Below are 15,391 nucleotides of genomic sequence, written 5' to 3' on the forward strand. Positions count from 1 at the left end.
CCCCTGAAACCAGGGGGATTTCTCCATCTTACAGAATGAGCAGTTCTTTCGGTGCTTCAGTCAGATTGCGGCAGGAGTCGCCGGTCAGATACAGCATATCTTCAATGCGCACCCCAAAACGTCCCGGCAGATAGATACCCGGCTCGGCGGTGACGATCACGCCGTCCTGCATGATCTTATCGCCGCGCGTGGAAAGCCTCGGCTCTTCATGAATTTGCAGACCCACTCCATGGCCAAAGCCATGGCCAAAATAAGGGCCAAAATCCGCTTGCTCAATCACCTCGCGCGCCGCTTGGTCGATCTCCTTACCGGTGACGCCCGGACGGGCGGCTGCAATGCCAGCCTTTTGTGCACGCAGTACCACGTCATAAACATGGGCCATTTCGTCGGTTGCATAGCCGACCGCGACCGTACGCGTCATATCCGAGCAATAGCCGTTGACGATACATCCAAAGTCCATGGTGATAAAATCGCCTTCCGCAATCGGCTTTTCGCTGGGCACACCGTGCGGTTTGGACGAGTTGGCGCCCGATACCACGATGGGGTCAAACGACATATTTTCCGCCCCATAATACAGCATCCGATAGGTCAGCTTGGCCGCAATCTGCTTTTCGGTCACGCCCGGACGGATGTCCTCGAGCACCTCCAAAAAGGCTGTCTCTGCGATTCGCTGGGCCGCAATGACATGGTTTAGCTCGTCCTCGCTCTTGACCATGCGCAGCTTTTCCATCATGTCGCGCATCGGCTGCACCTTGGCGGTTAACTTGCCCTGCCAGCGGGTATATTCCTGATAGGTCAGGGCGTCGTCTTCCAGGGCAATGGTTTTAATATGGTCGGCAGCGACCAGCTGATTGACCACCGCAGAATACGATTGTCCGTCCCCTGGCTCGCGCACCTCAAAGCCCTCGACCTGCTGCTTGGCGGCTTCGATATAACGAAAATCGGTGAAAAACACTGCGTGCTTTTCCGAAATATACACAACGCCTGCCGTCGAATGGAAACCGGTCACATAACGGCGGCTGATCTCACTGGTGAGCAGGACAGCATCTGCTCCCTGCTCGCGCATCGCTCTTCGAATTTTTGCAATCATCCCAAAATCCCTTTCATGGCATCCACGGCCAACAGATAGCTATTTTTCCCAAATCCAGCGATGACACCGGCACAAACGGCGCTGATGGTCGAATGGTGCCGGAATTCCTCCCGGGCATGCACATTGGACATATGCACTTCCACGCAGGGCAGACGGGTCGCAGCGATCGCATCGCGGATGGCATAGCTGTAATGGGTATACGCGCCCGCGTTGATGATGATACCGTCACAATCGTCAATGGCGGCGTGAATACGGTCAATGAGCGCGCCTTCGGAATTGGATTGGAAGCATACGCACTCCCAACCATACTGCGCACACTTAAGCACGACTTCTTCGTTGATCGCAGCCAGTGTATCGCGGCCATAGATGCCCGGTTCGCGGCTGCCGGTCAGGTTCAGGTTGGGTCCATGGATGAGGGAAATTTTCTTCATATGTTGACAATTCTCCTTTTATGTCACCAAGCGGCAGGGACTATGCCATCTGCCGACCCGAAAGGGCGCTTTCCCCATTTCGGGCTGATTTTCAATCAAACGACACGGCTTATCCCGTGTTTGCGTCCATTATAGCACGTTTTCTGCCGTTTGCCAACGTTTTCCCGTCCAATATCCACAAAACCACCGGACAAAAAACCGGATTTCCCATCATCAAAAGCCACAAAGCACGCACTTTTCCGCCCGCTTTCCAGGACATCTTTCACAAATCGTACGATTTGCAAAAAAATTGGGCGCAAAAAGAAGGATTTCAGCCCACGCGCTGCGTATTGTATATATGTAGATTGTTGTTTCCGGCCTTTGCAAAGGGGGTTTTGTATGACCATCCGTACACGCATCGAAAACCAGGAAGCACAGACCCTCTGCGATTGGGCGACCCTGGCCCGTGATTCTCAGGGCCGGCAGACCCCGCTGGTCCCCTGCCCCAACCGCACCTGCTTCCAACGCGACCGTGACCGCATCATTCATTCCAAAGCCTTCCGGCGGCTTTCCAATAAGACGCAAGTCTTTATTTCGCCCGAAGGTGACCACTACCGTGCCCGTCTGACTCACACGCTGGAAGTGGCACAGATTGCCCGCACGATTGCCCGGGCGCTGCGTTTGAATGAGGATCTGACCGAAGCCATTGCGCTGGGGCACGATCTGGGTCATACACCTTTTGGCCATGCAGGCGAAGCGGCGCTAGGCGAAGTTTGTCCCGAAGGCTTTCGCCACAACGAGCAGAGCCTGCGCATTGTCGACCGGGTGGAAAAACTCAATCTCACCCTAGAGGTACGCGACGGCATCGTCTGCCACACGGGCACCCGCAAGGCTTCGACGCCCGAAGGCCGCATCATCCACTATGCCGACCGCATTGCTTACATCAACCACGACATCGACGATGCCGTGCGCGGCGGGCTGCTGTGCCGGGAGGATATCCCGCAGGCGCTGCGCACCGTTTTGGGAGAAACCCATGGGCAGCGCATCGACACGCTCGTGACGGCCATGATCGATTACGGCACCCGCGAACACGCCATCGGCATGGACGCCGGGGTGCTGGACGCCATGCTGGAACTGCGGCAGTTTATGTTCGAGCACGTCTACACGGGCACGGCCGCTCAGGCCGAAGAGCAGCGCGCCCGCAATATGCTCAAAGCCCTGTACTTATATTTTTATGACCATATCGACGAGTTGCCGGCCGATTACCGCCGTCTGATCGACGAAGGCGACAGCCGCGCGCGTGTGGCGTGCGACTACATCGCCTGCATGACCGACCGCTACTCGATCGCGACCTATAAACGGCTGTTTATCCCAAAAAGCTGGCATAAACGGCAAGAATAATCCCCGCGAAAGGAGGCAGCTATGGCCTTCGACCAGTCCTTTCTGGACGAACTGACCGCGCGCAGCGATATTGTGGAGGTCGTATCCCGGTATGTGCAGCTCAAGCGCAGCGGCGCCAATTATTTCGGGCTTTGCCCGTTCCACAATGAAAAATCGCCCTCCTTTTCGGTTTCCCCGGACAAGCAGATCTTTTACTGCTTTGGCTGCGGCCAGGGCGGCGGCGTCATCTCATTTGTGATGCGCGCCGAAGGGCTGGAATTTCCGGATGCAGTCGCTTTTCTGGCCAAGCAATGCGGCTTGCCCATTCCGGAGGATACGCAGGACCCGCAGGCCGGCCGGCGCCGGGAACGGCTGTTAAACCTCATGCGCGATGCCGCACGGTTTTACTATGCCGAACTGTGGAAGCCGGAAAACCAGAGGGTGCAGCAATATTTCGCCCGTCGCGGACTGCGGCGCGGCACCATGAACCGTTTTGGACTTGGCTATGCGCCCGATTCCTTTTTTGCGACCATGGACGCCATGCAGGCCAAGGGCTACACCAAAGAGGAACTGCTTGCCTGCGGCCTGGCCGCGCGCAGCGAAAAGGGCAATTTATATGACAAATTCCGCAACCGCGTCATGTTCCCCATCATCGACCAGCGCGGCAACGTGATCGCCTTTGGCGGCCGCGTGATGGATGACAGCAAGCCCAAGTACCTCAACTCCCCGGAAACGTCCATTTTTCACAAGGGACGCAACCTATTTGCCCTCAATCTGGCCCGCAAGACCAAAAATGATTATTTCATCCTGGCTGAGGGGTATATGGACGTCATCGCGCTGCACCAGGCCGGATTTGATTCGGCGGTGGCGTCGCTGGGCACTTCCCTGACCGATGAGCAGGCGCGTATCATCGCCCGCCACACCAAGAACATCATCATTTCGTATGACGCTGACGGCGCGGGACAGGCCGCTTCACAGCGTGCCATCGATATTTTGAAAAAAGCTGACCTCAATGTTCGGGTTTTGAAAATCCCAGGCGCCAAGGACCCGGATGAATTCATCCGCGAAAAAGGGCCGGACGCTTTCCGCCGGTTGATCGAGCACAGTGAAGACCACAACGCATTCCGTTTGGAAAATATCGCTGCCAAGTTTGATTTGGAGGAAGATGAGCAGCGGGTCGCCTTCCTGCGGGAAGCGGCCTGGATGCTGGCCCACATCGACGGCGCGGTCGAGCGCGAAGTGTATGCCGGCCGGGCGGCCCAGATGGCAAACGTCAGTCTGGATGCCATGCAGGTCGAAGTCAAACGCGCGTTATCCATCCGGCGCGGCCAGCAGAAAAAGGCCCAGCGGCGCGATGTCCGCGCACCGGCGCAGGCTGCCCAGCCCAAAGACCGGGCTCTGCATTATCCCGATATTGTATCGGGACGCGCCGAAGAAGGGATTTTGGCCCTGATTTTTGGGGATAATACATTAGTTTCTTATCTTGCGGACAAAATAACGCCGCAGGATTTTACCGCACCGGTGCTGCGCAAGGTGTTTGCGCATGCCCTTTCCCTCTATGACGCCGGACGGCCGATTACGGTCGCTTCGTTTGAGGGATATTTGGAGCCCAACGAACTGTCCCTGCTTGCACGCATCACCGAGCAAACCGTTCCGGCCAAACGGGAGCAAGCAATGGACGATTACATACGGAAAATCCGGGGCGAAGCACTCAAACATGCCCAGCCCATTTCGGAAGATCCCGCGGAGGACCCGCTTCTGGCCAAAGCCAAACTGAAAAGCAGAAAAAAATGATTTTGGAGGTATAAGACATGACACAGAGTGCAGAACAGCAGATGCAGGTGATCCGCGACCTTCTCGCCCTGGGCAAGAAAAACGGAAAATTGACACTCAAGGAGATCGCCGACGCGCTGAGCGCCGTCGAATTAGAAACCGAAGATATTGATAAGCTGTATGAAGCTTTGGAGCACGAAGGCATTGAGATCGAAGGCAGCGATGTGCTCGAAGCCCCCATCGGCGACGATGAAGATGACTTTGAGGCATCCGAAGTCGAGGAAGTCCCGGAAGAAGAACTGGTTGACACCTCGGCCCTGGCCGAAGGCTTTGCAATCGACGACCCGGTCCGCATGTATCTGAAGGAAATCGGTAAAGTCGACCTGCTCTCGCCCGAAGAAGAAATCGAACTGGCCAAAAAGATCATGGCTGGCGTTGACGCGACCGAAAAGATGAACGAATACGAAAATACCGGCGAACAGTCGGCGGTCCGCGCCGATGAGATCGTCGAATGGAACAAGGCCATCAAGGCAGGCGACCGCGCCAAGAAGCGTCTGGCCGAAGCCAACCTCCGTCTGGTCGTTTCCATCGCCAAGCGGTATGTCGGCCGCGGCATGCTGTTCCTGGACCTCATTCAGGAAGGCAATCTGGGCCTGATTAAAGCCGTTGAAAAGTTCGATTACACCAAGGGCTACAAGTTCTCGACCTATGCGACTTGGTGGATCCGGCAGGCCATCACCCGCGCCATCGCCGACCAGGCCCGTACCATCCGTATCCCAGTGCATATGGTGGAAACCATCAACAAGGTCATTCGTGTTTCCCGTCAGCTTTTGCAGGAACTGGGCCACGACCCCTCCCCGGAAGAAATCGCCGCAGAAATGAATATGCCGGTCGACCGGGTACGCGACATCCTCAAGATCGCACAGGAGCCGGTTTCGCTCGAAACCCCGATCGGCGAAGAAGAAGACTCCCATCTGGGCGACTTTATCCCGGACGACGATGCGCCCGAGCCGGCTGAGGCTGCTTCGTTCATGCTGCTCAAGGAACAGCTCGTCGAAGTTCTCAAGACCCTGACGCCGCGTGAAGAAAAGGTTCTGCGCCTGCGTTTCGGCATTGATGACGGTCATACCCGCACGCTCGAAGAAGTGGGCAAGGAATTCAACGTCACCCGCGAACGTATCCGTCAGATCGAAGCCAAGGCACTGCGCAAACTGCGCCATCCCTCGCGCTCCAAGAAGCTCAAGGATTTCTTAAACTAAACAGCAAAACCCGCCCTGCAAAACAGGGCGGGTTTTTTTATATCTGCCGCACAGTTCTTTGATCTCTGGGAAAAAAGCCGGCGCCTTCCGTGGCAACGATGCTGCCATCCTCCAAAACGGCGACAAAATCGATGCGTTCTCCACTCTCCGTAGCCAAGCTGCGGACCAGCTGCGTGCCCTGCTCGACACCCAGCAGGAAAAAAGCAGTGGACAACAAATCGGTAAACACCGCACAGGTGGACAGGATGGACACGCTTTGGATGCTTAGCGGATGCGGCCGGCCGGTGCGCGGGTCGAGCAAGTGATGATAGATTACCCCGTCTTTTTCAAATCCATGCTCATACCATGACGAGGTGGCAATGCCCTGCCCGGCCAGACTAACGGTGCCAAAAACACTGGCTGGATTCTCGGGGTCCCGCACCGCAACTTTCCAAGGCCGCTTTTGGCCGGTTCGTTCGTCCTGCTTTTGGCCTAAAACGAACAGATTTCCCCCATAGTCAATCACGCCATTGGAAACCCCAGCGGCCCGCAGAATGTCCACGGCAAGCCCCAGCGCATAGCCTTTGCCCGATGCGCCGGGGTCCAGACCGATTCCGGGCCGGTCAAAGGTCACGGTTTTCTGCGTCCGGTCCAGCGTCAGGTGGGAATATCCCACCCGCTCCAAACACGCGGCAATCGCCTGGTCGCTCGGGATTTCCGGCGTGTCCCTCAAAAAATCCCAGAGTTTGATCAGCGGTCCCACCGTTGGGTCAAATGCACCGCCGGACCGCCGGCAGATATCCAAGTTGCACGCCAGGAAATCACACAACAGATCGGAAACCGGGACCGGAATGCCGGGCGTATAATCCCGGCACAGGTGGGACAGTTCGCTGTCTGGGTCAAACATGCTGAGCCGGGCTTCGACTTCCCGCGCGCTTTCCTGTACGCGCGCGAGAACATGCTCCTGTCCCGGCGCAAGATCGGCCGCCACCCGGCACATGGTATCATAGGCGAGAAAGGTGATTTCCTGCATCGTGCACGCTCCTTCTTACAGTACGCCGTCCTTCTGCATCTCGGCCAGCACAACCTTGGCCATACGCAGATAATTGATGAAGGCCGGATACATCGGGCGGTTCTTGGGGTCAAAATTGAGATGTTCATAATCCGGGTTCGGATCGTCCCAGATCATGCCCATATCACGGCCCTGGGCATGCGGCAGACCGGTCAGGTCCAGCATATCCTGGGTGGCAACGACCTTGGAGTTGAGGTTGTCCATCTGGGTGCGGAAGCCGACCAGGAACGCATGACGGTCCCAACCGGACGGGAACGGATCTTCGTAGGTCGGGCAGTCATACTTGGACTGGCGGTAATATTTCTTCAGCTCCGGATGCACGATCTTTTCGGCGTCGTCCGCAAAGATTTCGTCAAACCGGCAGGACAGAATCTTGCCGTCTTCTACAACGACCTTGAGCCAGCCGGTCAGGCCATAGCCGTAATCCTCGGCATAGCTGTATAGCTTCTTGCCCGAAGGCTTGTCCAGTTCCTGATTCAGTTCTTCGGCAAAGGTCAGCAGCTTTTTGACCGAACCAGATGCGCTGGCTACCAGATCAAAATCACCAGCCAGGCTCTGCTTTTCCATCATCTGCTTTTCGACATACTCCATGCCCATGGTCAGGACTGCGCCCGCCTTCTGCATGCGGGACTTGGTGTACTGCCAGAAGCTGTAATCCGAGCGGCGCTTGGAGATGCCCTGATACAGATGGCGATAGTAAGACGGTGCAGTGATTTCGTTGAGTTCCACCCAAATCAGCTTGTCGCCATCCTTAACCGCTTCCACGATGCCCAGATGGCCCGGGTCTGCCGGGAACTGGCCTTCTACGCCCGGATAATAGGGCGGAAAACGCTTTTCAATGCGGTAATAGTCGCCCTTGAGCATGCCCATCGGCGGCTGGACGCTCCATACCGGCTTGTTGCCTTCGTTATTCATGCTTGGTTCCTCCCTTTACTTGCTGATGACGCCATCCTTGACCATTTCATCCTGGATGATTTTGGCCAGACGCAGATAGTTGTTCCAAACCGGCGAACGCGGACGGGTTACCGAACGGGCCGTGGCATCGCTGTTGGAAATCAGTGCAATGTCATCCTTATGCGGCTTGTCCCAAACGACACCCATGTCCGGTCCTTCGACGCACGGCAGGCCCTCGATGTCGAGCAGGTCCTGGGTCTCGCAGACCTTCTTGTTGATGGCATCCGACTGATCCTTGAAGCAAACCAGCCAAGCATGGCGGTCCCAACCGGACGGGAACGGATCTTCGTAGGTGGTGGAATAATACTTGGACTGACGGTAGAACTGCTTGAGATCATCGTATACGATGTCCTTGGTGTGGTCGGCAAAGATCTCGTCATAGAAGCACTTGACGATCTTGCCGTCTTCTATAACCACTTGGAGCCAGCCAGTGATGCCGTAGCCATAGTCTTCGACATAGCCATAGTAACGCTGCTTCTTGTGGTTCGGGTCCTTCATCTGGGCCGAAACATCATCCTTCAGGCCGATCATGTTCTTCATCGAGAAGGATGCGCCATGCAGCAGATCGTAATCTGCGTCCAGATCCTGCTTTTCCAGAATCTGATCTTCGACGTACTTGAAGCCATTGGCCAGTACCTTGCCGTAAGCAACCGAACGGCGCTTGTCATGGAAGTCCTGGAAGAACTGGAACTCGGTGCGGCGCTTGCTGACATTCTGGAAGTGACGGACATAGTAGTTGCCCATCGTGGTTTCGTTGAATTCTGCATAGCCGATCTTGCCGTCGTCGGTTACGACAACATCCAGTTCGCCTTTATGTCCCGGGTCGCCCCAACGGCCGCTGTAACGCAGCTCGGCATGGTAGTAGTCGCCCTTCATCATGCCCTTGTATTGCGGCTGAACGGTCCAATCGATCAGTTCCGGCTCGTTGTCTTCGTGCCAGGGGCCCAGCCCCAGCCATCTGGTCTTGTCAATCATGGAAAATATCCTCCTTTTCATATTGGAGCAAGCGGGAAAACCCGTTTGCAGGGTTCACAATTAAAATTGGCCGGCGCGGCAGCAAGCGCACCAATGTTCGTCGCTAAAGGCGCGCAGTTCGGGGTCCTGCCCGGTGCAGCCCGCCTCAGCATACAGGCAACGCTTGGCAAACCGGCATCCGGGCTGCGGGTTGATCGGGCTCTGAATTTCGCCGATCAGCTTAACGCGCTGCATTTTCTGCCGGCTAGACGGAATCGGGATGGCCGACAACAGCGCCTGCGAATAGGGATGGATGGTGTTTTGGAACAGTTCATCCGACGGCGCGGTCTCGACCAGCTGGCCCAGATACATGACCGCGATCTTATCGGAAAAATACTTGACGACCGAAAGGTCATGGGTAATAAACAGATAGGTCAGTCCAAACTCAGCCTGCAAGTCTTTGAGCAGGTTCAGGACCTGCGCCTGGATGGACACGTCGAGCGAGGACACCGGTTCATCACACACGATGAACTTGGGCGTGAGCGACAGGGCGCGGGCAATGCCGACGCGCTGCCGGCGGCCGCCGTCGAGCTCATGCGGATACGCATTGGCCAGACGGGATGCCAGTCCGACAATATCCATCAGCCGGGCGACTTCCTTTTGCAGTTCGCTGCGGTCTTTGACCAGCTTATGAATCAGCAGCGGTTCGCCGATGATCTCGCTGATAGACATGCGGGGGTTGAGCGAAGAAAAGGGGTCCTGGAAAATGATCTGCATGTCCCGGCGCATGTCGTGCAGCTGCTTTTTGTTCATCTTCACGATGTCCTGGCCATTGAACAGAATCTGGCCGCTGGTCGCCTGATGCAGACCCAGAATCAAACGGCCGATCGTCGACTTGCCGCAGCCCGACTCGCCGACCAGGCCCAGGGTTTCGCCCTTTGCAATGGAAAACGTGACATCGTCCACCGCGTGCAGCATGCCGCTTTTGGTCTTAAAATATTTTTTGAGGTTCTTGACTTCCAAAATGTTATCTACCATGGGCTACCTCCTGCTTGAGCTCCTCGGACTGGAACACACCCTCATGCACCAGACAGCGTACCACATGAGAACCGCCCACCGAATTCATCGAGGGTTTTTGGGTCGCGCACTGCGCGCTGGCATACGGACAGCGCGGCGCAAAAGCGCAGCCCTCGGGCTTGACGGTCGGGTCGGGCATCTGCCCCTTGATGGGCTTGAGCTTATCCGACTTTTCGTCCAGCGTGGGGATGGACCCAAACAGTCCGATCGTATAGGGATGGTGCGGGAAATCAAACACTTCGGCAATGGTGCCCGATTCGACGATCTCGCCCGCATACATGATGGCGACCCGATCACATACCTGCGCTACGACGCCTAAGTCGTGCGTGATGAGCAGCAGCGAAGTGTCCATCTTTTCTTTCAGGTCGTTCATCAGTTCCAGCACCTGCGCCTGGATGGTCACATCAAGCGCTGTGGTCGGTTCATCGGCCAAAATGAGTTCGGGCGAGCAGGCAATGCTCATCGCGATGACCACACGCTGCTTCATGCCGCCCGAAAACTGGTGCGGATATTCGTCGTACCGGGCGCGCGGGATGCCGACCATTTCCAGCATATCCCCGGCCTTTTCCCGGGCTTCTGCTTTAGAGCATCCATCGTGCAGCAGGATGACTTCGGCGATCTGGTCCCCGACCGAATAGACTGGGTTGAGGCTGGTCATCGGGTCCTGGAAGATGACCGAGATCTTATTGCCGCGAATTTCGCGCAGGTGGGACATCTTGGCTTTCAGAAGGTCCTCCCCTGCAAAATAAATCTCGCCATCGGTGATGACTCCCGGCGGGTCGGCGATCAGCCGCAGCACGGAAAGCGCCGTCGTGGTCTTGCCCGCGCCGGTCTCACCGACGAGGCCCAGGCTTTCGCCTTTGCGCAGGGATAAATCCAAATTGTTGACCGCATACACGGTATCTTCATCGGTCCGGTATTCCACGCAGAGATTCTTGATCTCCAACAGATTTTTTTCGTCCATTTGCGTGCCCTCCTTAGTTCTTGAGTTTGGGGTCGAGCGCATCGCGCAGACCGTCGCCCAACAGGTTGAGGGACAGGATGGTCAGCATGATCGCAATGCCGGGGAAGGCACATACCCACCACGCATAGCTGATGAACTGCCGGCCACCCGACAGCATGGAGCCCCATTCCGGGGTCGGCGGCGCAATGCCCAGGCCGATGAAGCTCAGGCTGGCAATCGCCAGGATCGAACCTGCGACCGACAGCGTCGCCTGGACGATGATCGGCGCCATACAGTTGGGAATGATATGCCGCAGGATGATGCGCACATCGCTGGCGCCAATGGCACGCGCCGCTTCGATGTATTCCTCATTGCGGATGGTGAGCACCGAAGAACGTACGATACGCGCAAACGGTGCGATATTGGAAATACTGATGGCGAGCATCAGGTTGAACATGCTGGTGCCCAGCGCGGAGACCAGCGCCATGGACAGCAGGATGCTCGGAATGGCCAGAAATACGTCCATGACACGCATGATGACATTGTCGACATACTTGTTGCCATAGCCGGCAATAGCGCCCAACAGGCCACCCACGACCGCCGCAATGGCAATGGTCGCAAACGCAACCGGCAGCGATACCCGCGCGCCAAAGACGATACGCGCCAGAATGTCACGGCCGACCTCATCGGTGCCCAGCCAATGCTCGGCAGACGGCGGCTTAAGCTTGAGTGAGGCATTCTGCTGGATGACCATGGTTTCATAGTCAAAGAGGAAATTTGCGAAGATGGCCGCCAGGATGATGATACTCAGGATGATAAGGCCCAAAATCGCCATTTTATTTTTGCGCAGACGGCGCCACACGGCGGCAGCCTGCGATTTCTTTTTCAACTGATTTACTTCTCTCGTCATGGCTTACCCCTTCTTGTACTGTGCGCGGATGCGCGGGTCCAGGAATGCGTACAGGATGTCGATGACCAGGTTGATGACCGTGAACAAGGTCGCCAGGATCAAAACGATCGCCAGAACGATCGGCGTGTCCTTGAGCTTGATGGACTCGACCAGCAAACTGCCGATGCCCGGCCAGGAGAATACGGTTTCGACGAGCACGGCGCCGCCGATCGAAAAACCGAATTGCAGGCCAATGGTCGTGATGACCGGAATCATGGCATTGCGCAGCGCATGCTTGATGATGACCGCACTTTCCTTAACGCCTTTGGCGCGGGCTGTACGGATGTAATCCTGCCGGATGGTTTCCAGCATCGACGAGCGGGTCATACGGGTGATGATCGCCAGGGAGTTTGCACTGAGCGTGAAGGCCGGAAGCACCAGGTCCTTCATGGTCTGATAGTTGGAGGAATTGAACCAACCAAGATGGGCGGCAAAGATCAAAATCAGCATCAGGCCCAGCCAGAAGTTCGGCATGGATACGCCGATCAGCGCGCCGACCATCGAGATATTATCCAGCGCCGAATATTGCCGGGTCGCCGAAATCACGCCCAGCGGAATGCCGATCACAATGGCAATGATCATGGCATAGGCCGAAAGCAGAATGGTGTTGGGCAGACGGGCGGCGATCTCATCCACAACCGGGTTGCCGGTACTGTACGATTCGCCGAAATCGCCGTGAATGGCGCCGCCGATGTACTTGACGTACCGCACCAGGAAGGGATCGTTCAGGCCCATATCCTCTTTCATGGAGTTGTAGGCTTCGACCGTATAGTTTTCGCCCAAGCGCATTTCGACCGGGTCGCCGGGGGTAAAATTCAGGATCGTAAACACGATAAAGCTGACGCCGATCAGCACAGGGATCAGCATAATCAGCCTTCGCAAAATAAATTTCAGCATCTTTTTGTCCCCTTGTCTTAACCTCTGGGAGTATTTGGTCCGAATTGGCTGTGCGCCGGCGGTTAGGCCGGCGCACAAGTCATGTAAAAACAGGTGTTGGTGTTAGCCAAAATAGGTGCCGTAAATGTAGTGGGACTTGCCCGGATACAGGCCAAAGCCCTTTACGTTGGACTGCATACCTGCGGTCAGATGCTCCACAGCGATCGGAACCAGCGGTACTTCGGTCGCTACGATGGTCTGCACTTGCTTATACAGGTCGAGTTCGCGTTCCTTGTCGATGGTCGTCGAAGCTTCGTCCAACATGGAGTCTACTTCCGGGGTTGCCCAGAACGACCGGTTGCCCGACAAGCCAAACGCCTCGGTGTGATACATCGCGCGCAGCATGGAATCCGGGTCGATCGAGGTCTTGCTCATGATAAACAGGTCGTGCGTACCCTTACCGGTCTCCGAATAGTACTGGCCCTGTTCCATGGTCTTGATTTCTGCATTGATGCCAATCTGACGGAGCTGCTCCTGCAGAACAACCGACAGGTCACGCATGACCTGGCTGTCCGCGCACCACAGGGTGGTGTCAAAGCCGTCCGGATAGCCGGCTTCGGCCAGAAGCTGCTTTGCCTTTTCGACGTTGTAATCATACGTAACCGTATCCGGTGCGTAGCCTTCAACGCCTTCCGGAATCATCGTATTGTGCGCCGGGGTTGCTACGCCGCTGAATACCAGATCGATCACGTCCTGTACATTGATGCCATAAGCGATTGCCTGACGAACCTTGGTGTTGTTCAGCTTATCCTTCTGGCAGTTCATGCCCAGATACCAAACCGTGTTGCTGGGCGCGGTGATCGTCGTTACATTTTCGTTGCCCTTCAGTTCCTCCAGGTCGGTGATCTGCAGGTCATACGCCAGACCGATCTCGCCGGTCTGCAGGCCGATGGTACGGTTGATGGCTTCCGGTACGGTGCGGAAAATCAGCTTCTTGACCTTGGGAGCACCCTGCCAGTAATCTTCGTTGGCTTCCAGCACAACGTCGCCAGCGAGGTCCCAAGATACGAACTTGAACGGGCCAGTGCCGACCGGATGCTTGTTAAACTCTTCCGGGCTGGTGTCTGCGCTCTTGCAGATGATCGAAGCTGCGTCCAGGCTCAGACGGGGCAGCAGCGCATTGAACGGCTCCTTGGTCTTGATGGTGACGGTATAGTCATCATCGCAGGTAATCGAATCAATGATGAGGTAGTTGTAGTTGACGCCATCCGATGCAATGCAGCGCTCCAGGCTGTACTTAACATCTTCCGAGGTCATCTCTTCCCCGTTGTGGAACTTGACGCCCTGCCGCAGATGGAATACCGTGGTCTTGTCGTCAACGACGTCCCACGATTCAGCCAGACCGGGCACGATGTTCATGTCATTGTCCATCATGACCAGACGGTCAAAAATCTGCGTGGTCACGCGGAATGTGGCAATGGATGCCTGCACCTGCGGGTCCATATAGGTCGGTGCTTCCGGAACCGCGACAATCAGGGTATCTGCGTCTGCACCAGCACTCGATGCGCCGCCAGTATCCGGGTTGCCGCATCCGGCAAATAGGCTGCACAGCAGGGCAGCTGCTGTGAACAGCGCAAAAATTCTCTTTTTCATGGTTTTCCTCCTTTTCTATTGCATGATTGCCGCCACAGGCGACACAATCATCCGTTCTTACCAAACGCCGTCTTTCTTCATCTCTGCGGTCAGCTTTTCCGCGAGCTTCAAATAGTTGTCCCACTCATGCGCACGTTTGGGTTCTTCGGTGAACGGCAAGCCGCTCAAATCGGTCAGGCTCTGGGTCCGCTTGACCTGCTCCGCCAGAAGATCCACGATCGTATTGAATCCCGCGCCGATGGTGGATACATATTCCAGGCAATGATACTTGGATTGACGATAATATGGTTTGAGTTCCAGGTCCGGGATGTCCTCCTGGCGGTCGGCAAAGATCTCATCATAGAAGCAGGAAATGATCTTTCCGCCTTCTACAACCACTTGCAGACGGCCGGTCACGCCCGGTTCCACTGCCTCGGCAATGCCATAATAAGTCTTTCCCGACGGGGTATCCAGCTGCGCGGCGATTTTTTCTGCCAGCGGCAGCATGGAGCGTTTGATGCTGTTGGATGCCCCTTGCAGCAGATCAAACTCCCCGGTCAGGCGATTTTCTGCGATCATCTGTTGTTCCAAATGGGTCAGACCATTGACCAACACAACGCCCGATTTAGCCGTGCGTTCCTTGGTCGCTTGCATGAATCCGTAGTTGGACAGGCGCTTGGAAACCCCCTGATACAGCTTAATGTAATAGGTCGGGTTATTGATTTCATTAAACTCGACCAGTTCCAGCCGTCCGTTGTTCCGCACGACCTCCAGAATCCCGTGATATCCTTTATCGCCCGGGAAATGCGGCGCAAACCAATTTTCCTCCCGGTAATAATCCCCCTTGACCAGGCCCAGCCGCGGCTGTACGCTCCAGAAAAGCCGGTCCAGGATATCTACTGTCTTTTCACGCTTTTTTTCTGTCGCCATAAGGTCCTCCATTTTTCAGACATTTGACCGTATTGCACAAATAATGTCGAATACTTTATAAATAATGTAACATAATTATCTGACCTTTTGTTAACGGTTTCCCCGATAGGTTA

The 15,391-nt window shown here is 55.9% G+C and carries 14 protein-coding genes; 3 read left to right on the forward strand and 11 right to left on the reverse strand.

The genetic code is table 11. The features are described from left to right. Nucleotides 1-28: 28 nt before the first annotated feature. Nucleotides 29-1,090: a M24 family metallopeptidase gene (locus tag EFB11_RS03640; protein WP_122788969.1), complete on the reverse strand. Its 1,062-nt coding sequence runs from the start codon at nucleotides 1,088-1,090 to the stop codon at nucleotides 29-31. Continuing rightward, entirely contained in the window at nucleotides 1,087-1,521 is a 435-nt protein-coding gene (aroQ, locus tag EFB11_RS03645) for a type II 3-dehydroquinate dehydratase (RefSeq protein WP_122788970.1), read from the reverse strand. The genes EFB11_RS03640 and aroQ overlap by 4 nt, the downstream gene beginning before the upstream one ends. A 378-nt stretch (nucleotides 1,522-1,899) precedes the next feature. Between aroQ and EFB11_RS03650 the strand changes: the two genes are divergently transcribed. Genes EFB11_RS03650 through rpoD form a run of 3 tightly spaced genes read left to right on the forward strand, consistent with a single transcriptional unit; the run spans nucleotide 1,900 to nucleotide 5,912 of the window. After that, nucleotides 1,900-2,901 carry a deoxyguanosinetriphosphate triphosphohydrolase gene (locus tag EFB11_RS03650; RefSeq protein WP_122788971.1) on the forward strand — a complete coding sequence of 334 codons (1,002 nt, stop codon included), beginning with the start codon at nucleotides 1,900-1,902 and terminating at the stop codon, nucleotides 2,899-2,901. Nucleotides 2,902-2,922: 21 nt separating this feature from the next. After that, on the forward strand, nucleotides 2,923-4,674 hold the full coding sequence (gene dnaG / locus EFB11_RS03655) for a DNA primase (protein WP_122788972.1): 1,752 nt from the start codon (nucleotides 2,923-2,925) through the stop codon (nucleotides 4,672-4,674). A 17-nt stretch (nucleotides 4,675-4,691) separates the two neighbouring features. Then, nucleotides 4,692-5,912: an RNA polymerase sigma factor RpoD gene (gene rpoD / locus EFB11_RS03660; RefSeq protein ID WP_122788973.1), complete on the forward strand. Its 1,221-nt coding sequence runs from the start codon at nucleotides 4,692-4,694 to the stop codon at nucleotides 5,910-5,912. Nucleotides 5,913-5,949: 37 nt separating this feature from the next. Here rpoD and EFB11_RS03665 read toward each other — a convergent pair whose 3' ends face one another. The 9 genes from EFB11_RS03665 to EFB11_RS03705 all read right to left on the reverse strand — a co-directional run bounded on the left by EFB11_RS03665 (nucleotide 5,950) and on the right by EFB11_RS03705 (nucleotide 15,278). Next, complete coding sequence (locus EFB11_RS03665; protein WP_122788974.1) at nucleotides 5,950-6,924, reverse strand: FAD:protein FMN transferase; 975 nt, start codon at nucleotides 6,922-6,924, stop codon at nucleotides 5,950-5,952. 15 nt (nucleotides 6,925-6,939) lie between these two features. Beyond that, nucleotides 6,940-7,878 (reverse strand): FMN-binding protein, encoded by a 939-nt coding sequence (locus EFB11_RS03670; RefSeq protein ID WP_122788975.1) that lies wholly within the window; start codon nucleotides 7,876-7,878, stop codon nucleotides 6,940-6,942. 15 nt (nucleotides 7,879-7,893) lie between these two features. Next, nucleotides 7,894-8,892, reverse strand: coding sequence for a hypothetical protein (locus EFB11_RS03675; protein WP_122788976.1), 999 nt, complete (start codon nucleotides 8,890-8,892; stop codon nucleotides 7,894-7,896). 60 nt (nucleotides 8,893-8,952) lie between these two features. After that, entirely contained in the window at nucleotides 8,953-9,909 is a 957-nt protein-coding gene (locus tag EFB11_RS03680; protein WP_122788977.1) for an ABC transporter ATP-binding protein, read from the reverse strand. Beyond that, on the reverse strand, nucleotides 9,899-10,912 hold the full coding sequence (locus EFB11_RS03685; RefSeq protein ID WP_122788978.1) for an ABC transporter ATP-binding protein: 1,014 nt from the start codon (nucleotides 10,910-10,912) through the stop codon (nucleotides 9,899-9,901). Before EFB11_RS03685 ends, EFB11_RS03680 begins: the two co-directional genes overlap by 11 nt. A 13-nt stretch (nucleotides 10,913-10,925) precedes the next feature. After that, nucleotides 10,926-11,801 carry an ABC transporter permease gene (locus EFB11_RS03690; RefSeq protein WP_122788979.1) on the reverse strand — a complete coding sequence of 292 codons (876 nt, stop codon included), beginning with the start codon at nucleotides 11,799-11,801 and terminating at the stop codon, nucleotides 10,926-10,928. A 3-nt stretch (nucleotides 11,802-11,804) separates the two neighbouring features. Further along, nucleotides 11,805-12,737, reverse strand: a complete 933-nt coding sequence (nikB, locus tag EFB11_RS03695; RefSeq protein ID WP_122788980.1) for a nickel ABC transporter permease — start codon at nucleotides 12,735-12,737, stop codon at nucleotides 11,805-11,807. Nucleotides 12,738-12,839: 102 nt separating this feature from the next. Further along, complete coding sequence (locus EFB11_RS03700) at nucleotides 12,840-14,369, reverse strand: ABC transporter substrate-binding protein (protein WP_122788981.1); 1,530 nt, start codon at nucleotides 14,367-14,369, stop codon at nucleotides 12,840-12,842. 57 nt (nucleotides 14,370-14,426) lie between these two features. Beyond that, entirely contained in the window at nucleotides 14,427-15,278 is an 852-nt protein-coding gene (locus tag EFB11_RS03705) for an FMN-binding protein (RefSeq protein ID WP_122788982.1), read from the reverse strand. Nucleotides 15,279-15,391 lie beyond the last annotated feature (113 nt).

Source organism: Intestinibacillus sp. Marseille-P6563 (genome assembly GCF_900604335.1).
In the GTDB taxonomy this organism is placed as follows: domain Bacteria; phylum Bacillota; class Clostridia; order Oscillospirales; family Butyricicoccaceae; genus Butyricicoccus_B.